General features: G+C 54.0%; 17 protein-coding genes. 6 read left to right on the plus strand and 11 right to left on the minus strand.

The features are described from left to right. Positions 1 to 5: 5 nt before the first annotated feature. Positions 6 to 716, minus strand: coding sequence for a DUF3053 domain-containing protein (locus KCR01S_RS18350; RefSeq protein ID WP_052282959.1), 711 nt, complete (start codon positions 714 to 716; stop codon positions 6 to 8). Between the two features lie 419 nt (positions 717 to 1,135). Here KCR01S_RS18350 and KCR01S_RS18355 point away from each other — a divergent pair, with 419 nt between their 5' ends. After that, complete coding sequence (locus KCR01S_RS18355) at positions 1,136 to 2,509, plus strand: MFS transporter (RefSeq protein WP_061284518.1); 1,374 nt, start codon at positions 1,136 to 1,138, stop codon at positions 2,507 to 2,509. Positions 2,510 to 2,849: 340 nt separating this feature from the next. Beyond that, on the plus strand, positions 2,850 to 3,062 hold the full coding sequence (gene cspE / locus KCR01S_RS18360) for a transcription antiterminator/RNA stability regulator CspE (protein WP_061284519.1): 213 nt from the start codon (positions 2,850 to 2,852) through the stop codon (positions 3,060 to 3,062). Between the two features lie 87 nt (positions 3,063 to 3,149). On the opposite strand, the gene KCR01S_RS18365 is transcribed toward cspE, so the two are convergent. The 7 genes from KCR01S_RS18365 to KCR01S_RS18395 all read right to left on the minus strand — a co-directional run bounded on the left by KCR01S_RS18365 (position 3,150) and on the right by KCR01S_RS18395 (position 10,613). Continuing rightward, entirely contained in the window at positions 3,150 to 4,736 is a 1,587-nt protein-coding gene (locus KCR01S_RS18365) for an ABC-F family ATP-binding cassette domain-containing protein (RefSeq protein ID WP_061284520.1), read from the minus strand. Between the two features lie 166 nt (positions 4,737 to 4,902). Then, on the minus strand, positions 4,903 to 5,340 hold the full coding sequence (gene arsC, locus KCR01S_RS18370) for a glutaredoxin-dependent arsenate reductase (protein WP_061284521.1): 438 nt from the start codon (positions 5,338 to 5,340) through the stop codon (positions 4,903 to 4,905). 9 nt (positions 5,341 to 5,349) lie between these two features. Next, the gene (locus KCR01S_RS18375) at positions 5,350 to 6,642 is read right to left on the minus strand and encodes an arsenic transporter (RefSeq protein WP_061284522.1); all 1,293 of its coding nucleotides are present in this window, start codon (positions 6,640 to 6,642) and stop codon (positions 5,350 to 5,352) included. Between the two features lie 42 nt (positions 6,643 to 6,684). After that, on the minus strand, positions 6,685 to 7,005 hold the full coding sequence (locus KCR01S_RS18380; protein WP_061284523.1) for a transcriptional regulator: 321 nt from the start codon (positions 7,003 to 7,005) through the stop codon (positions 6,685 to 6,687). 173 nt (positions 7,006 to 7,178) lie between these two features. Further along, positions 7,179 to 9,248 carry a glycine--tRNA ligase subunit beta gene (gene glyS, locus KCR01S_RS18385; RefSeq protein WP_061284524.1) on the minus strand — a complete coding sequence of 690 codons (2,070 nt, stop codon included), beginning with the start codon at positions 9,246 to 9,248 and terminating at the stop codon, positions 7,179 to 7,181. Positions 9,249 to 9,257: 9 nt separating this feature from the next. Next, positions 9,258 to 10,169 carry a glycine--tRNA ligase subunit alpha gene (gene glyQ / locus KCR01S_RS18390; protein WP_061284525.1) on the minus strand — a complete coding sequence of 304 codons (912 nt, stop codon included), beginning with the start codon at positions 10,167 to 10,169 and terminating at the stop codon, positions 9,258 to 9,260. A 138-nt stretch (positions 10,170 to 10,307) separates the two neighbouring features. After that, on the minus strand, positions 10,308 to 10,613 hold the full coding sequence (locus tag KCR01S_RS18395; protein WP_061284526.1) for a YsaB family lipoprotein: 306 nt from the start codon (positions 10,611 to 10,613) through the stop codon (positions 10,308 to 10,310). Between the two features lie 171 nt (positions 10,614 to 10,784). Between KCR01S_RS18395 and KCR01S_RS18400 the strand changes: the two genes are divergently transcribed. Then, a complete protein-coding gene (locus tag KCR01S_RS18400) occupies positions 10,785 to 11,780 on the plus strand; it encodes an acyltransferase (RefSeq protein WP_061284527.1) in 996 nt (331 codons plus the stop codon). Here the strand turns inward: KCR01S_RS18400 and KCR01S_RS18405 are convergent. From KCR01S_RS18405 to xylA, 3 genes are all read right to left on the minus strand, one after another. Beyond that, positions 11,773 to 12,114 carry a YiaA/YiaB family inner membrane protein gene (locus KCR01S_RS18405; protein ID WP_061284528.1) on the minus strand — a complete coding sequence of 114 codons (342 nt, stop codon included), beginning with the start codon at positions 12,112 to 12,114 and terminating at the stop codon, positions 11,773 to 11,775. The genes KCR01S_RS18400 and KCR01S_RS18405 overlap by 8 nt on opposite strands. A 170-nt stretch (positions 12,115 to 12,284) precedes the next feature. Beyond that, a complete protein-coding gene (gene xylB, locus KCR01S_RS18410; RefSeq protein WP_061284529.1) occupies positions 12,285 to 13,739 on the minus strand; it encodes a xylulokinase in 1,455 nt (484 codons plus the stop codon). A 78-nt stretch (positions 13,740 to 13,817) separates the two neighbouring features. Further along, positions 13,818 to 15,140 (minus strand): xylose isomerase, encoded by a 1,323-nt coding sequence (gene xylA / locus KCR01S_RS18415; protein ID WP_061284530.1) that lies wholly within the window; start codon positions 15,138 to 15,140, stop codon positions 13,818 to 13,820. A gap of 357 nt (positions 15,141 to 15,497) precedes the next feature. Here xylA and xylF point away from each other — a divergent pair, with 357 nt between their 5' ends. From xylF to xylH, 3 genes are all read left to right on the plus strand, one after another. Beyond that, positions 15,498 to 16,490 carry a D-xylose ABC transporter substrate-binding protein gene (xylF, locus tag KCR01S_RS18420; protein WP_061284536.1) on the plus strand — a complete coding sequence of 331 codons (993 nt, stop codon included), beginning with the start codon at positions 15,498 to 15,500 and terminating at the stop codon, positions 16,488 to 16,490. A gap of 82 nt (positions 16,491 to 16,572) precedes the next feature. After that, on the plus strand, positions 16,573 to 18,114 hold the full coding sequence (locus KCR01S_RS18425; RefSeq protein WP_061284531.1) for a xylose ABC transporter ATP-binding protein: 1,542 nt from the start codon (positions 16,573 to 16,575) through the stop codon (positions 18,112 to 18,114). Continuing rightward, positions 18,092 to 19,273: a xylose ABC transporter permease XylH gene (gene xylH / locus KCR01S_RS18430; protein ID WP_061284532.1), complete on the plus strand. Its 1,182-nt coding sequence runs from the start codon at positions 18,092 to 18,094 to the stop codon at positions 19,271 to 19,273. The genes KCR01S_RS18425 and xylH overlap by 23 nt, the downstream gene beginning before the upstream one ends. Positions 19,274 to 19,278 lie beyond the last annotated feature (5 nt).

Consider the following 19,278-nt stretch of genomic DNA (forward strand, 5'->3'; position numbering starts at 1 on the left):
AATACTTATTTGGTCGCGTTCACTGCCGCAGTCCAGGCCTGACTAAATGCCTGATGCTGCGATGCCAGCGGCCCAATCAGCGTATTGTACTGACTTGCCTGCTGTGAGGTCGGGAACTGAATGCCGTTCGCTACAAAGCTCACCTGAGTGCCTTGCTGAGCGACAAAATCACCCACCTGCACCAGCTGCTGAGTGAAGATCTGGGCAGCAGGAATCAGCGGCTGCAGCGCGTCGGACGGCGCGGTCACCACTTTGCTGTACACCTGGTCAAACACCGGCTTCAGATCGTCAGCCTGTTTCAGCGCAGCGTGCGCCGCATCCGCCTGCATTTTCGCATTCTGCAGCTGCTGGCTCAGGACGTTCAGTGAACCATTGGCCTGACGCAGCGGCTCACGCTGGGTCATATAATCCTGCGGCACGCGAATCGCGTTCACGCTATCCACTACCGGGCGTAAACCTGCGTCCATCGCCTGGCTCACCTGCTGTGAGTAGCCATAAATGACGGCATAGTCGGAAACAAACGGGCCGAACTGTTTTTTCTGATCGGCTGTCAGCGTCGGCAGGCGTTCGCCGCCACGCATTACCGTATTCTGTAGGAAATCGACGAATGCTTTACGTTGATCGCCTTCCTTATCAAAACACCCACTCAGGCTAACAACCATCAATAACGCCGCAATAGGCGCAAACCAGCGAGAGCAGGACTTTCCTGTCGCCATTTTCTTACTCCTTCAGCCAAAAAAAGCGCAAACTGGCACACGCGTGCCTAACGGTGACAAGGATAGTCCAGAGCCGCGCCGCAAGATACCTTTTTCACACGTTCCCCACGGCTTCTGCAAGATTGTTAATGAGGTGTTGCACTCATCACATTTATCGCAATGAATCCTGCCGATGAATAATCATTTAAACAAATGATATAAATGAATTTTATATCCATTCCCAACAGTCTTTACGGTCAGGAGAACGATAATCGCACACTTCCGTTTGGCGATGCATTGTGAGAAGCGCGGGTAAGTGATTTTATTGAATGAACGATTAACGACATTACGTTCGATTATCGCCCAACCGTCTCGATACCCGAGAGAGAGACAAGAGATATCAATCCGGCTCTCTCACATCGCTTAGCAGGAATTACCGCATGACAACACAAACAACCACGGATATTCAGGCTTTTATCAATCGCCATCCCTTCTCAAAATACCAGTGGATGATACTGGTGCTGTGCTTCGTCACCGTCGCTATGGACGGGTTCGATACAGCCATCATCGGTTTTATCGCCTCTGACCTGGTTCAGGAATGGGGCGTGCAGAAATCTGACCTTGGCCCCGTCATGAGCGCCGCACTCGTTGGACTGGCGTTTGGGGCCCTGACCGCTGGCCCCATGGCCGATCGCATCGGGCGTAAAAAGGTGCTGGTGCTGTCGATTCTGGTATTTGGCGGCTTCAGTTTGATTACCGCCTTTGCCACATCGTTAACGCAATTGACCATTCTGCGCTTCTTAACCGGCCTTGGGCTGGGCGCGGCGATGCCAAATGCCGCCACGTTGATGAGCGAATACGCACCGGAACGTCGCCGCGCGCTGCTGGTGAATTTAATGTTCGTCGGTTTCCCGATTGGCTCTTCTATGGGAGGGTTTATTTCTGCCTGGATGATCCCGCATTACGGCTGGCAGAGTGTGCTCATCCTCGGCGGCGTGATGCCGCTGGCGCTTGCCGTCGCACTGATTTTCTTGCTTCCGGAGTCGGCGCGTTATCTGGCGGTGAAAAACAAGTCCCAACAGCAGATTTCGGGCATTCTGCGCCGTATTGCGCCGCTGCCGGAAAACACGCAGTTTGTCTTACAGGAAGCAGGGCAGGTCAAAGACCAGTCCGCACTTGGTGTCATCTTCTCGCCACGCTATCTGGTCGGAACCATCATGCTGTGCCTGACCTACTTTATGGGGCTGTTGATTTTCTATCTGCTGACCAGCTGGCTGCCGCTGCTGATCCGTGAAACCGGTGCAACATTAAGCCAGGCGTCGGTTATCACCGCCCTCTTCCCACTGGGTGGTGGAATTGGCGTTCTGGTGCTCGGTGCGCTGATGGATAAGATCAACCCGAATAAAGTGGTCGCGGTTGGCTATCTGCTCACCGGCGTCTTTGTTTGCCTCGTCGGCTTCTCAACGGATAGCCTGGTACTCATGGGAGTGATGGTGTTTATCGCTGGTACCATTATGAACGGCGCACAATCCTCCATGCCGGCGCTAGCGGCGGGCTTTTATCCCACTCAGGGCCGTGCGACGGGCGTTGCCTGGATGCTGGGTCTCGGGCGTTTTGGCGGCATTTTAGGGGCTTTCAGCGGCGCATTCCTGATGCAGGCCGAGCTCTCCTTTAAAACCATTTTCGCCCTGCTGGCGATCCCTGCGGTACTGTCGGCCATTGCGCTGATGATCAAGTATGCGGCCAGCAAACGTCAGGTAAATCACGCTGACGACGCCCCAGTTTCTCTGCCGGAATCCGCGCAAAAAGTATGAATTTAGCCCCGGCAGGACCGCTGCCGGGGCTAAATGACATTTTTTTACACTTCGCGGAAATCAAATTAACACTATATTTTTCAATTAATTAAACTAAAAACATTGTCAGACAAACGAAGCGGCATCCTAAAACTTATGCGGATAACGTTTGCTTTCCAGATAAGAAGTGTGCGTTAATGCATGCACGGTTTGACGTACAGACCACAAAGCAGTGAGTAAAGCAGTTCCCTTCAAGGTTATCCATTGGTACCCCTCGTAGCGACATTTTCTTTACGCTTTTAAATTCTGTAAAGCATGCCATAATGCCGTAAGGCTCACTAAATATTTAAAGGTAATTTCTATGTCCGGTAAAATGACTGGTATCGTAAAATGGTTCAACGCTGATAAAGGTTTCGGCTTCATCACTCCTGATGACGGTTCTAAAGATGTATTCGTACACTTCTCCGCTATCATGAACGATGGCTACAAATCTCTGGATGAAGGTCAGAAAGTTTCCTTCACCATCGAGAACGGCGCTAAAGGCCCAGCAGCTGGCAACGTAACTTCCCTGTAAGTTAACGCCGCTAAGAATTCGAAATCCCTGCCTTACGGCGGGGATTTTTTTTATCTATACCTCAGTAAAGCACCAGCCAGTTTCCTGTCACGCCAGGCAATGCGTCAATTTAAGCCCCTGCAAAAACGCCTCATCATGAGACACCACCAGCATCGCCCCAGGGAAATCAGCCAGCGCAGACTCAATTGCCTGCACCGATGCCAAATCCAGATGGTTAGTGGGTTCATCCAGTAATAAAAGCTGGGTCGATTCTCGTCGCCAGAGCACGCAGGCCAATGCGGCCTTTAAGCGCTCGCCCCCGCTGAGCAGCGCCAGGGGTAAATGCACCTTATTGGCGCCAAGCTGCAGCTGAGCCAATCGGGTACGCATCATTCCCTCATCCAACGGCGTGTCATCCGCACGAAGATGGTCGACTACCGACAGTGATAAATCCAACTGCGTCAGGTGCTGATCTAACCAGGCGGCGGAGACCGAGAGCTGGCACTCCCCGGATAATGGGGCCTCCAGCCCAGCCAGCGTTTTCAACAACGTCGTTTTCCCACAGCCATTTGGACCGCGTATCGCCACCCGCATCGGGCCCGATACCTGCCAATCAAGCGGTTGGTGCGTCTGATGTGCCAGTTGCAGCGCTTGCAATGCGAAAATCTGCTTCCCCGCCGCAACGTGGCTGCCCGGTAGCGTAAACAGTACCGGATTATCATCTTCAACCCGTTCCCGTGCCTGCCTGACCGCACTGTCCAGCGCGGCATGTTGCTCGCGATGCTGACGCAGCAAGGTTCCGGGGCGCTCGCGAGCGGCACCTTTGTATTTCACCTTCTCAAACGATGCAATATTCAAACTGTCCACCGTGCGAAGGGTTTTTGCGGAGCGTCGCTGGCAATCATCGTGTTCTTTATGCATCCGCGCCCGGGTGCGCCGGCGCTCAGTCGCGGCATGCTCAAGTGCAGAACGCGCCGCTGATTGCTCCGCGTCACGCTGCTGTTGGTAATCGGCGAAGTTACCCCCGTAGCTGCGTAATGACGTTGGCGTCAGTTCGAGAATACGCGGCATACGCGCCAGCAACTGACGATCGTGGCTGGCTATGAGTGCACCACCGCGCCAGCCTTCAAGCTGCCGGTAGAGCCATTCTCGCCCGCGGCTGTCCAGATGGTTAGTGGGTTCATCCAGCAGGAGATAATCGGCACCTGAGATAAATGCCGCGCACAGCAACGCCTTGATGCGCTCGCCGCCGCTGAGGGATGAGGCTAGCCGCTGTGGAGCAACGTCCCCCAGTCCTGCCTCCTGAAACGCGGCGTTTAGCCGCACCGGCAGATCCCAAAATCCATCCAGAGCCTCGATATCTTCCGCCGATGCATCACCCCGCTCAAGGCGGTATAAGGCCGAGAAAATCGGGGCATAGCCCAAAAACTCAGCCAGTGTGGTTTGCGCAAAGAGTTCATGCTGTTGGCTCACATAGGCATGTGAAGAGATAACTTCGATATGGCCAGCGGACGGGATATCCACGCCGGCTAGCAGGCGCAGAAGCCGGGTTTTACCAACGCCGTTACGGCCGACGAGCCCGCACTGCGACTTGTCCAGCGACAGATTCAGCGGGCCAAAAAGGGTGTCACCCGTCGCGAACTGACAGGAAACCTGATGCAAAATAAAAGAAGGGGATTGCGCACAATGGGCCATAAGCACTCCTGAATGAAATCAATATCACCCCTGCTCGCAGCGTGCTGCTTAGCAAGGATCCGAATTCAGCAGGTGTGTTTGTCCATTTTCAGTGTGCCTCAGTGAGACGAGGGATTCGTCGCCGCAAAGGATAAACGCATTGCATTGACGAATTCAAGGCTATTTTTTACTCACGCGATGGTTTTATCTTTTTCCCGTGGTCATCAACCACCCTTTCACCGTCTTCCTTGCTGAATGCCCCTCGCTGAGATTCAGGAAGAATATCCAGCACCACCTCGGACGGACGGCATAGCCGGGTACCCATCGGCGTCACGACGATTGGCCGGTTGATCAAAATAGGAAATTGAAGCATAAAACCGATTAACTGCTCATCGCTAAACCGATCGTCATCCAGCTCAAGCTGTTCATAAGGTTCCACATTTTTTCTCAACACCTCGCGCACCGTTAGCCCCATATCGGCAATAAGTTTTACCAGTTCATCATGGGAAGGCGGTGTTTCAAGATAGTGGATTATCGTTGGTTCACTACCGCTGTTGCGGATCATCTCCAGCGTGTTCCGCGATGTTCCGCAGGCTGGATTGTGATAAATCGTGATGTTGCTCATATCAGTATCTCACGGCAAAGAGACAGAGAGCCGCAGCGCCAGCGCGGCGAGAGTGACAAAGAGTACCGGTAGGGTCATGACAATTCCGGTGCGGAAATAATAACCCCAGGTGATCTTCATATTTTTCTGCGACAGAACATGCAGCCATAGTAGTGTCGCCAGGCTGCCAATCGGGGTGATTTTAGGGCCTAAATCGCAGCCAATGACGTTGGCATAGATCATCGCCTCTTTGATGACGCCTGAAGCCGTACTGCCATCAATCGACAAGGCGCCGACCAGCACCGTTGGCATATTATTCATCACCGATGAGAGGAACGCGGTCAGGAAGCCGGTACCCAACGTTGCCGCCCATAATCCGTTATCCGCCAACCCGTTCAGTACCCCCGACAGATAATCCGTCAGCCCAGCGTTGCGCAGGCCGTAGACCACCAGATACATACCCAGTGAGAAAATGACGATCTGCCAGGGCGCGCCGCGCAGCACTTTCCCCGTGTTGATAGCATGGCCTCTTTTCGCCACCACAAACAAAACAACGGCCCCGGTCGCGGCGATCGCGCTGACCGGAATGCCCATCGGCTCCAGAACAAAGAAACCCACCAGCAGAAACAGCAGCACAACCCAGCCCGTTTTGAACGTCGCCGGATCTTTTATCGCGCTGGCGGGGGCCTTCAGCAGCGCAACGTCATAGGTCGCCGGGATATCCCGACGAAAGAACAGATGCAGCATCACCAGCGTGGCGGCGATTGCCGCAAGATCCACAGGGACCATGACCGAAGCATACTGCGTAAAGCCTAGGCCAAAGAAATCCGCCGAGACAATGTTGACCAGATTGGAAACAATCAGCGGCAGGCTGGCAGTATCGGCGATAAACCCTGCGGCCATGACAAAAGCCAGCGTCGTGCCCTTGCTGAAACCTAGCGCCAACAGCATGGCAATCACAATGGGCGTCAGGATCAGTGCCGCACCATCGTTGGCAAATAACGCTGCGACGGCCGCCCCCAGCAAAATAATCCAGCTAAACAGTAGACGCCCACGGCCTTTCCCCCAGCGAGAAACATGCAGCGCCGCCCATTCAAAGAAGCCGGACTCATCGAGCAGCAGGCTGATAATGATCACCGCGATAAATGTTGCCGTTGCATTCCAGACAATATTCCAGACCACGGGGATGTCACCGACACCGATAACGCCAGTCACCAGCGCCAACACCGCGCCAATGCTGGCACTCCAGCCGATATTCAACCCTCTGGGCTGCCAGATAACCAGCACCAGCGTCAGTAAGAAGATACTTCCGGCCAACAACATTTAACGCTCCATTACATATGATTATGTGTATGTGTTTTAGACTTAGCAGGACGTGCAGGCTGATTTTTTCAGCCATTCACTTATCTCATCACGCAGGCACTGCCAGGATGTGGTGATGGTGTCCGCAGCCCAGGCGGGCATATGCGGCGACAGGCGATAATAAACCCACTTCCCCTGTCGGCGATCGAGGACGAGCCCAGACTCACGCAAGATAGCCATATGGCGGGATATTTTAGGCTGAGATTCTGCCGTTGCAGCGCAGATATCGCAAACGCATAGCTCGCCAGACTCTCTGAGCAGCATAACGATGGCAAGCCGCGTTTCATCAGACAAAATTTTGAAAAGTTGCACTGGTTGGAGCATTTCACTTCGCCTTTCAGGAGTCAGACACATATGGTAAATCATATGTGTGAAATTTAAAACCGCCCTTAACGTCTCAATTGAAAAAAGCGATTCGGTTCCCCGCGTTAGGCACGCATCCGATGACAGACATAAAAAAACCTGCCCGAAGGCAGGTTTTTCACACGCAAACACAATTACTGCAGCAGGGAGATATCCGCAACTTGCAGGAACAGATCGCGCAGTTTAGACAGCAGGGTCAAACGGTTGATACGCACATCTTTGTCTTCGGCGTTAACCATCACGTTTTCGAAGAACTCATCCACCGGCTCACGCAGGGATGCCAGTTCAACCAACGCTTCCTGGTAACGGCCTTCCGCAAAGTACGGCTGCAGCTTATCGCGCAGAACAACCAAATTACCTGCCAGCTTAATTTCCGCCGCTTCTTTCAGCACGGACGCGTGAACGATGTCATTCAGCGTTTCGTCAGACTTCGCGAGGATATTCGACACGCGCTTGTTGGCCGCAGCCAGCGCGGAAGACTCTTCCAGCGTACGGAAGTGGGAAACCGCCTTCATACGAGCATCGAAGTCCGCCGGACGCGTTGGACGACGCGCCAGTACCGCCTGAATGGTATCGACGGTATAGCCTTCGTCCTGATACCAGGCGCGGAAACGGCCGAGCATGAAGTCGATAACTTCATCCACCACCTTCGCGTTAGTCAGCTTGTCACCGTACAGGCGTACCGCTTCTTCGGTCAGCGTCTGCAGATCGAGATTCAGGTTCTTCTCAACGATAATACGCAGCACGCCGAGCGCCGCACGACGCAGCGCAAACGGGTCTTTGTCGCCTTTCGGATGCTGGCCGATACCGAAAATACCCGCGAGGGTATCCATCTTATCGGCAATCGCGACTGCGCAAGCTACCGGGTTCGACGGCAGATCATCACCCGCGAAGCGCGGTTGATACTGCTCGTTCAGGGCAACAGCCACATCTTCCGCTTCGCCATCGTGACGCGCGTAGTGCATGCCCATCACGCCCTGAGTGTCGGTAAACTCGAAGACCATGTTGGTCATCAGGTCACATTTGGACAGCAGGCCTGCACGAGTAGCGTGATTCACATCAGCACCAATCTGCGCGGCGATCCAGCCAGCCAGCGCCTGAATACGATCGGTCTTATCACGCAGCGTACCGAGCTGTTGCTGGAACAGAACGGTTTGCAGACGCGGCAGATGATCTTCCAGACGTTTTTTACGGTCAGTATTGAAGAAGAACTCGGCATCCGCCAGACGTGGACGAACCACTTTTTCGTTACCGGAGATAATCTGGATCGGATCTTTCGATTCAATGTTGGCAACGAAAATGAAGTTTGGCAGCAGCTTGCCCGCGTTATCGTAAACCGGGAAGTACTTCTGGTCGCCCTTCATGGTGTAAACCAGCGCTTCGGCTGGAACCGCAAGGAATTTCTCTTCGAATTTCGCCGTCAGAACAACCGGCCATTCCACCAGGGAGGCCACTTCTTCCAGCAGGCTTTCGCTCAGATCGGCGTTACCGCCAATCTTGCGCGCCGCTTCTTCAGCGTCCGCTTTGATTTTGGCTTTACGCTGTTCGTAGTCAGCAATGACTTTACCGCGCTCCAGCAGAATCTGCGGGTACTGATCGGCATTGTCGATGGTGAATTCCGGCTCGCCCATAAAGCGATGGCCACGAATCACGCGATCGGACTGGATGCCCAGAATGGTTGCAGGAACGACTTTATCACCAAGCAGCAGGGTCACGGTGTGAATCGGACGCACAAACTGCACGTCGGACGCGCCCCAGCGCATCAGTTTTGGAATAGGCAGTTTCGCCAGCGAGGTCGCGATCATGTTCGGCAGCAGCGCTTCGGTGCTTTCGCCCTTCACGTGCGCGCGATACAGCAGCCACTCACCTTTATCGGTGGTCAGACGCTCGGCCTGATCAACGGTAATACCACAGCCGCGCGCCCAACCTTCAGCTGCTTTGCTCGGTTTACCTTCCGCGTCGAACGCCTGGGCAATCGCCGGTCCGCGCTTTTCAACTTCGCGATCTGCCTGTGCAGCCGCCAGATTTGCTACTTTTAGCGCCAAACGACGCGGCGCAGCAAACCATTCAACTTTACCGTGCGCGAGGCCAGCATTATCCAGCTCTGCGGTCACGTTCGCAGCAAAGGATTCAGCCAGGCTGCGCAGTGCTTTTGGTGGCAGCTCTTCAGTGCCGATTTCCACCAGGAAAGTTTTCTCAGACATGGCCGCCTCTTATTTATTCTTGTTGCACATCGGGAAGCCAAGGGCTTCACGGGAAGCATAGTAAGCTTCTGCCACTGCTTTCGTCAGGGTGCGAATGCGCAGGATATAGCGCTGACGCTCGGTGACGGAGATGGCTTTACGCGCATCCAGCAGGTTAAAGCTATGGGCGGCTTTCAGAATACGCTCGTATGCAGGTAGCGGCAGCGGATTTTCCAGCGCCAGCAGCTGCTGAGCTTCTTTCTCGTACTGCTCGAAGCAGGTGAACAGGAAGTCCACATCGGCGTATTCGAAGTTGTAGGTGGACTGCTCCACTTCGTTCTGGTGGAACACGTCGCCGTAGGTGGTTTTACCCAGCGGGCCATCGCTCCAGACCAGGTCGTAAACGCTATCAACGCCCTGGATGTACATCGCCAGACGTTCCAGACCGTAGGTAATTTCACCGGTCACCGGTTTACATTCCATGCCGCCGACCTGCTGGAAGTAGGTGAACTGCGTCACTTCCATACCGTTCAGCCACACTTCCCAACCCAGACCCCAGGCACCCAGCGTTGGGTTTTCCCAGTTATCTTCCACGAAACGAATATCGTGAATGGTGGGATCCATACCCAGCTCTTTCAGAGACCCGAGGTACAGCTCCTGGATGTTGTCCGGAGACGGTTTAATCACTACCTGGAACTGATAGTAGTGCTGTAAACGGTTCGGGTTTTCGCCATAGCGGCCATCGGTTGGACGACGGGATGGCTGCACGTAGGCTGTTGCCATTGGCTCTGGGCCCAATGCACGCAGGCATGTCATTGGGTGAGAAGTGCCCGCGCCAACTTCCATGTCCAGTGGTTGAACAATGGTGCAGCCCTGACGAGCCCAGTAATCCTGTAAGGTCAGGATCAGGCCCTGGAAGGTCCTGGTATCAAACTTTTGCATATGATTTCGTGCTGGATACGTGTGGATTTAAAGGAAGGATCCAGTATACCCGCTGGCTGCGAGATATACAGTATGAAACGGGGTTGTTTAGGGAAAATTGAAGAAAACGGGCCGATTATTACGGCATTCTCGCCCGTTCTAGCGCATTGAGAGATGCAAAAAACTCCCGTCGGCATCAAAAGAGCAGACAAAGCTTTCATTGTTCGCCGTATATCCCGGCAGCTCATAGCTCCCCTGGAAACGTTCAAAACCGGTCACATCAATTTTTTGCGCCGCCGTATTATAGCGCTGCGCCGCATTATTTTTGCACAGCTGTTCCATCTCCAGCGAGAGCGCGGGATTAACTCTGGCACTTTGCGTTTTTTGTACCACCGGCGGTTCCGCCGTCGAGCAACCGACCAGCAATATACCAGCCAGCAAAAACGGGAGAGACTTCATCATCATTATTTCTATTTCCGGGCGGTTATTTTAGGCTGTACCCCTTTATGCCACCGCATTGTGCGAATCTCGTTGCGACTCTACAAGCATGGGGCGGAAAACTCAGAATTATCCAGTGAAATTGCGCCAGTTAAGGCGAGTCTGAATATCTATTAATAGCCAGGAAAAAGGCATCTGATGCAAGCAAAGATTAATTGGATTGATAACCTACGCGGAATTGCCTGTCTGATGGTGGTGATGATTCACACCACCACCTGGTTTGTGACCAATCCCCATACAATCAGCCCGCTGAGCTGGGATTTAGCTAACGTATTGAATTCTGCCTCTCGCGTCAGCGTGCCGCTGTTTTTTATGATCTCAGGCTTTCTCTTTTTTGGTCCGCGCAGCGCGCAGCCACGCCATTTCCTGCGCATTGCCCTGTGCCTATTATTCTACAGCGCCATTGCGCTGATTTTTATTGCCACCTTTACCCACATTAGCGTGGAAGCATCATTAAAAAACGTGCTGCAAAAACCAATTTTCTATCACCTGTGGTTTTTCTTCGCCATCATGGTGATATACCTGGTTTCCCCGCTGATTGAGGTCAAAGCTATCGGTGGGAAAATGCTGCTGGCATTGATGGTGGTGATTGGCATTGTGGCTAACCCCAATACGGTTTCGCTCAGCAGTGATGGGGCGAAATGGCTGCCAGTCAACCTGTATATCAACGGCGATACCTTCTACTACGTACTGTACGGATTGCTGGGCCGCGCGCTGGGCATGATGGAAACCCACCGCAAATCGCTAACGTGGATCTGCGGTCTCCTGTTTATCGCGGCGGTATGGGGTATTTCACGAGGAACGCTTTATGAGCTGCAGTGGCGCGGTAATTTTGCCGACACCTGGTATGTCTACTGCGGGCCGATGGTCTTTATCAGCGCAACCGCGCTGTTCATGGTGGTTAAGAACACGCTGAATCAACGTGTTCTCCCGGGGCTTGGGCTCATTTCCCGCCATTCGCTCGGCATTTACGGTTTTCACGCCTTTATTATTTATGCGCTACGCAGCTGGAATCTCGATCTCAAAAACTGGGCGGCACTGGATATTCTCTGGGTATTTGCCGCCACGCTCGCCGGCAGCCTGCTGCTCTCGCTCGCCTTACAGCGCGTGGATAAGCGCCGGCTGGTTAGCTGATTTGCGGCAACGATGGCTGCGAGTACGCGGACGTGGCATACATGCAGATAAACCATGCCGCGACCGATAGCCCTTTATAGGCCAACGCGAGCGGCATATTCATCACGCCCACCAGCAGCAGCCCAGCGGCGAGTAACAGCACCAGACCACACAGTCTTTCAAATGGCGGCGACACCGGCTGCCGGTAAGCGACAATGGCAAAAATCCCCAACGTCAGTATCGCCAGAAAATATCCTTTATCTTCCAGCTGGGGGCACGCGCGCCAAAGGAAAAAAAGATACAGTAAAACGCCGACAATTAGCGCTAGGCGTGGTGATTTAAGGATATCCCTCATGATGTCTCTCCCTCATCCATAACATCACCATTATGAGCAGAGCGATAATTTTCACTGCACCACCGCAAAGAAAAACAGCAGTTTCAGAATTCATCAATGTGAAATATCGATATGAAGCCTGGGGTGAAGCATGGAAAGCCCGCCCCCGAGAGGACGGGTTATCAGGGATATCAGCACATTAACGGCAACAGTTGCTGATAGATCTGGCGGAAGGTTGCGCGTAGCGGGGCGTAGTAAGCCACCCGTTCAGCATCAGGATGGTGTGCCTGCTCCAGCGCTAACTGTGGCAACAACTCCGCAAATGACGAGTCCTGACGAATCGCCAGTTGCGCCAAACGCGCGGCGCCGAGCGCCGGGCCCACATCGCCACCGGTACGATAATCAAGCTGTTTACCGCTGATATCCGCCAGCATTTGACGCCAGTAGGCGCTGCGTGCGCCGCCGCCGATAAGAGTAATACTCTTTGGCTCTACGCCGCAGGCATGAACAACGTCCATCCCATCTGCCAGCGCAAACCCCACCCCTTCCAGCACCGCACGCGCCAGTTCAGCCGGGCCGTGTTGATGGGTCAGACCAAAAAACACCCCTTTCGCTTGTGGATTGTTGTGCGGCGTGCGCTCGCCGGAAAGGTACGGCAGGAACCACACCGGCCCGGCGCTCACATCGGCCGTTTGAGCCGCATCAATCAGTGCCGGAACGGTCCCCAACCCTGTGAGCCTCGCCGCCCAATCCAGGCAAGATGCGGCACTCAACATCACGGACATCAGATGCCAGCGCCCCGGTAGGGCATGGCAGAAACTGTGCACTGCGCTGTCTGGTTTACTCAGGAAACCTTCGCTGACGGCAAAATAGACCCCCGATGTCCCCAGCGACAGCATCGCCTGTCCGGCATCCGCCATTCCCACGCCAACCGCACCGGCAGCATTGTCACCGCCGCCCGCCACGACCGGCACCGCAGGCAGGTTCCAGGCGCTGGCGACCGAAGGCAGCAGGTGGCCGGTAATATCACAACCTTCAAATAGCGCCGGCATATGATCGCGGGTTAATCCGCACGCGGAGAGCATCGCATCGCTCCAGTCGCGCTTTGCCACGTCCATCCACATTGTGCCTGCCGCGTCAGACATATCGCTGGCAAAATCACCAGTCATTCTCAGGCGTAGATAATCCTTGGGTAACAGCACGTTATCAACCTGGCGGAAGACTTCTACTTCATGGCGCTGCACCCACAAAAGCTTCGGCGCCGTGAAGCCCGGCATCATCAGATTGCCGGTGATTTGCCGCGAGTTTTTCACCTGCGCTTCCAGCAGTTGGCACTCCTCGGCACAGCGACCGTCGTTCCACAAAATCGCCGGACGCAGCACGCGCTGCTGTTTATCCAGCAGAGTTGCACCGTGCATCTGCCCGGCAATCCCCAGCGCTTTCACACCCTGTAGGCTATGCTGCTGGCCTAACCCTTTCATGGCGCGATCTGTCGCCTGCCACCACTGTTCAGGATCCTGTTCAGACCAAAGAGGATGGGGACGGGAGACCGTCAATTTTTCCGTTTGTGAAGCCAGCACGCTGCCCTGCTCATCAAGCAGAATCACCTTTACGCCGGAGGTTCCGAGATCTATGCCGATATACATCGCGACTGCTCCTTTAATGAATACGATGCCCGGAAAGCTTACGCTCCCGGGCATTGTTTATACTGCAAGACTCACGCCTTATTTGTCGAACAGGTAATGATTTACCAACCCTTCCAGCAGCTCCTGGTGGCCGCTCTGATGCTGCGGCGCCAACTGATGCTGCTCGGCGTATTTCGCCAGTTCCTGCAGTGACATTTGGCCTTTCAGAATTTGTTGGCCCAGCTCGCCATTCCAGCCGGCATAGCGTTTAGCGACGCGTTTATCCAGCTCGCCACCCTCAATCATGCGGGCCGCTACTTTCAGCGACAGCGCCATGGTATCCATTGCGCCGATATGACCATAGAACAGGTCGTATTTGTCGGTGCTCTGGCGACGAACTTTGGCATCAAAATTCATCCCGCCGGTGGTGAAGCCGCCTGCTTTGAGGATTTCATACATGACCAGCGCGTTTTCTTCGACGCTGTTCGGGAACTGGTCAGTATCCCAGCCCAACTGTGGGTCACCGCGGTTCGCATCGACGGAACCAAACAGGCCCAGCGCGATGGCGGTGGCGATTTCGTGATGGAAAGAGTGGCCCGCCAGCGTTGCATGGTTAGCCTCGATATTCAGCTTGATCTCTTTTTCCAGACCGAATTGTTTCAGGAAGCCATACACCGTTGACGCATCGTAATCATACTGGTGTTTGGTTGGTTCCTGCGGTTTTGGCTCAATCAGCAGCGTGCCCTGGAATCCGATTTTGTGTTTGTGCTCAACCACCATCTGCATGAAGCGGCCAATCTGCTCGCGCTCCTGACGCAGGTCGGTATTCAGCAGCGTCTCGTAGCCTTCACGGCCCCCCCACAGCACATAGTTTTCGCCGCCCAGTTTATGGGTCGCATTCATGGCGGTGAACACCTGCGTGGCCGCCATGCTGAACACTTCCGGGTCCGGGTTGGTCGCCGCACCGGCACCATAGCGTGGGTTCGTGAAGCAGTTTGCCGTCCCCCATAACAGCTTAACGCCGCTCTGCTGCTGTTTTTCCGCCAGCACATCAACCATCTGAGCAAAGTTATTCAGGTACTCTTTCAGGTTTGCGCCTTCCGGTGAAACGTCGACATCGTGGAAGCAGTAGTAAGGTACGTTCAGCTTGTGGAAGAATTCAAAAGCAACGTCAGCTTTGCGTTTTGCCCGCTCAATGGCTTCGCCCGGCTGCTGCCATGGACGGTCAAACGAACCGACGCCGAACATATCTGCACCGTTCCAGCAGAACGTATGCCAATAGCAGGCAGCAAAGCGCAAATGGTCTTCCATGCGTTTACCCAGTACAAGCTCATCCGGGTTGTAGTGGCGGAAAGCCAGCGGGTTTTCGGTTTTTGGGCCTTCGAAACGAACACGATCCAGTTGGTCGAAATAAGCTTGCATAATGAACTCCATAATCTGACACGCGGCGAGGAATACTTCGTGTAGTCATACTGAATACGGAATTGCCGTTGCTCAATTACGTTATTTCACACTGCTATTAAGAGAATCCACAAATGTGCGCTGGCTCCCAAAATAAAAAGGGAAACACTTCCTGCTCGTGGTTAATTTTTTCATTTAACAAAATGAAAATCAGATCGCGGTCATAAATTAGCAATTAAACGAAATATCGTAATGGCAAGATAAAAATCTGTAATTGCCAGACGCTATTTACATGTTAAGAATTTGCTGCGTGTTAAGTCATTTCTGTTTCTTTTATCGCCAATCTCACCACCTATCCCTACAGAAGGCATTATGATTATGAAGATAAAGAACCTTTGCCTCACACTCTGCGCATCGCTTCTCCTGACCAGCATGGCCAGTGGTGCCAAAGAAGTTAAAATCGGCATGGCTATTGACGATCTGCGTCTTGAACGCTGGCAGAAAGACCGCGATATCTTTGTGAATAAAGCCGAACAGCTCGGCGCAAAAGTCTTTGTGCAGTCGGCAAATGGCAACGAAGAGACGCAAATGTCGCAGATTGAAAATATGATCAATCGCGGCGTTGATGTTCTCGTTATTATTCCTTATAACGGCCAGGTACTTAGCAACGTAATTAAAGAAGCCAAGCAAGAAGGCATTAAAGTATTAGCCTATGACCGTATGATTAATAATGCGGATATTGATTTCTATATTTCATTTGATAACGAAAAAGTCGGTGAAATGCAGGCGCAAAGTCTGGTTAATCAAGTCCCTCAGGGGAATTATTTCTTAATGGGTGGTTCACCGGTTGATAATAATGCCAAACTTTTCCGCGCCGGTCAGATGAAGGTTCTTAAGCCGTATATTGATGAAGGAAAAATTAAAGTCGTCGGCGATCAATGGGTTGATGGCTGGCTGCCGGAAAATGCGCTGAAAATCATGGAGAACGCACTGACGGCAAACAATAACAAAGTTGATGCCGTTGTCGCTTCAAACGATGCCACTGCCGGTGGTGCCATCCAGGCACTGAGCGCCCAGGGGCTGGCGGGCAAAGTGGCGATTTCTGGTCAGGATGCTGACCTTGCGGGCATCAAACGGATCATGAACGGCACACAGACCATGACCGTGTATAAACCGATCACCCTGCTGGCAAACAGCGCCGCGGAGATTGCCGTCGAACTGGGCAATGGCCAGCAGCCAAAAGCCGATGCCACGCTGAATAACGGCCTGAAAGATGTGCCATCCCGCCTGCTGACCCCGATTGAAGTCAATAAAAGCAATATTGACGAAACCGTCGTAAAAGATGGTTTCCATAAGAAAAGCGAACTCTAAATGGCATGCCCCAGCCCAGCGCTGGGGCGGCTCGGCCGGCGATAAGAGCCGCTGGTCAGGTTAACGTGGAGCACGAACACATATGCCATATTTACTCGAAATGAAGGGCATCACCAAAACCTTTGGCGCGGTTAAGGCTATCGATAATGTCAGCCTGCGCTTAAATCCTGGCGAGGTGGTGTCTCTATGCGGTGAAAACGGTTCCGGCAAATCGACGCTGATGAAGGTGCTATGCGGGATTTATCCTCACGGTAGCTACGAGGGTGAGATTATTTTCGCCGGAGAGACTCTCCAGCCCACGCATATTCGCGATACCGAACGTAAAGGGATCGCCATCATTCACCAGGAACTGGCACTGGTTAAGCATCTCACCGTGCTGGAAAACATCTTCCTTGGTGCAGAAATCAGCCGCCACGGGGTGCTCGATTACGACACGATGACCCTGCGCTGCGAGAAACTGCTGGCCCAGGTCAACCTCGCTATTTCGCCGGATACGCGGGTAGGTGACTTAGGGCTCGGCCAGCAGCAGTTGGTTGAAATCGCTAAGGCGCTGAATAAACAAGTACGGCTGTTGATCCTCGATGAGCCCACCGCCTCGCTCACCGAGCAGGAGACCGCGGTATTGCTGGATATTATTCGCGACCTGCAACACCACGGCATCGCCTGCGTCTATATCTCGCACAAGCTTAATGAAGTCAAAGCCATTTCAGACACCATCTGCGTTATCCGCGATGGTCAGCATATTGGCACTCGCGATGCCAGCAGCATGAGCGAGGATGACATCATCACCATGATGGTCGGCCGCGAGCTGACGGCTCTGTATCCCAACGAACCCCACACGACGGGAGATGAAATCCTGCGCGTGGAGCATCTGACCGCCTGGCACCCGGTGAACCGCCATATTAAACGCGTTAACGATATTTCATTTACCCTGAAGCGCGGTGAGATCCTCGGCATTGCCGGGCTTGTCGGTGCAGGTCGTACCGAAGCCGTACAGTGTCTGTTTGGCGTCTGGCGCGGCCGCTGGGAAGGTAAAATTTTCATTGATGGCCAGCCGGTCGAAATCCGTCACTGTCAGCAGGCCATCGCTCATGGTATCGCCATGGTGCCGGAAGACCGTAAAAAGGACGGCATCGTGCCGGTCATGGCGGTAGGCAAAAACATTACCCTCGCCGCGCTTAACGATTTCAGCGGTGCATTGAGCAGCCTCGACGACGCAAAAGAGCAGCAGTGCATTTTGCAATCCATCCAGCGCCTGAAGGTAAAAACCTCTTCACCCGAGCTGGCGATTGGGCGCTTGAGCGGCGGAAATCAGCAGAAAGCGATTCTGGCTCGCTGCCTGCTGCTGAATCCGCGCATCCTGATCCTCGATGAACCGACGCGCGGGATCGATATCGGTGCCAAATACGAAATCTACAAACTCATCAACCAACTGGTGCAGCAAGGCATCGCCGTCATCGTCATCTCCTCGGAGTTACCAGAAGTGCTGGGTCTGAGCGACCGGGTGCTGGTGATGCACGAAGGAAAGCTCAAAGCCAACCTGGTGAACCATAACCTGACCCAGGAACATGTGATGGAAGCCGCCTTAAGGAGCGAACGCCATGTCGAAAAACAATCCGTCTGAACTCAAACTGGCCGCCCCCGCGACTGCCCCGGCGCTGCGGCTGAAATCGTTGAATTTACAGGTTTTCGTGATGATCGCTGCGATCGTCGCGATCATGTTGTTCTTCACCTGGACTACCGACGGTGCCTATCTGAGTGCGCGTAACGTCTCTAACCTGCTACGCCAGACCGCCATTACCGGCATCCTGGCGGTGGGGATGGTATTTGTCATTATTTCCGCCGAAATCGATCTGTCCGTGGGCTCCATGATGGGTCTACTGGGCGGGGCGGCGGCGATTTTTGACGTCTGGCTTGGCTGGCCACTGCCGCTCACCATCGTTGTGACGCTGGCCATGGGCCTGGTACTTGGCGCATGGAACGGTTGGTGGGTTGCCTACCGCAAAGTCCCCTCGTTTATCGTCACGCTAGCCGGGATGCTCGCTTTCCGCGGCATCTTGATTGGTATTACCAACGGCACCACGGTTTCGCCGACCAGCGCCGCCATGTCGCAAATCGGCCAGAGCTATCTGCCGAATGGGATTGGCTTCACCTTCGGGGCAATTGGGCTGATGGCGTTTGTCGCCTGGCAGTGGCGAGGGCGGATGCGCCGGCAGTCGCTGGGGCTGGCCACGCCAGCATCCACCGGAATGGTCGGCCGTCAGGCGCTGACAGCGGTGATTGTGCTCGGCGCTATCTGGCTACTCAACGACTACCGCGGCGTGCCGACGCCAGTATTGCTACTCACTCTGCTGATGCTAGCGGGGATGTTTATGGCCATGCGCACCGCCTTCGGACGACGCATTTACGCCATTGGTGGCAATATTGAGGCCGCACGTCTGTCGGGCATTAACGTTGAGCGTAACAAACTGGCGGTATTCGCCATTAATGGTCTGATGGTGGCTATCGCCGGGCTGATCCTCAGCTCACGCCTGGGTGCCGGTTCGCCATCGGCGGGGAACATTGCCGAACTAGACGCTATCGCCGCCTGCGTTATCGGCGGAACCAGCCTTGCGGGCGGCGTCGGTAGCGTGGCCGGTGCCGTAATGGGGGCGTTTATCATGGCTTCTCTCGATAATGGAATGAGTATGATGGACGTCCCCACTTTCTGGCAATATATCGTTAAAGGTGCGATTTTATTGCTTGCCGTCTGGATGGACTCCGCCACCAAACGACGCGCGTAGTTACC

It is taken from the genome of Kluyvera cryocrescens NBRC 102467 (assembly GCF_001571285.1).
Classification (GTDB): Bacteria; Pseudomonadota; Gammaproteobacteria; order Enterobacterales; family Enterobacteriaceae; genus Kluyvera; species Kluyvera cryocrescens.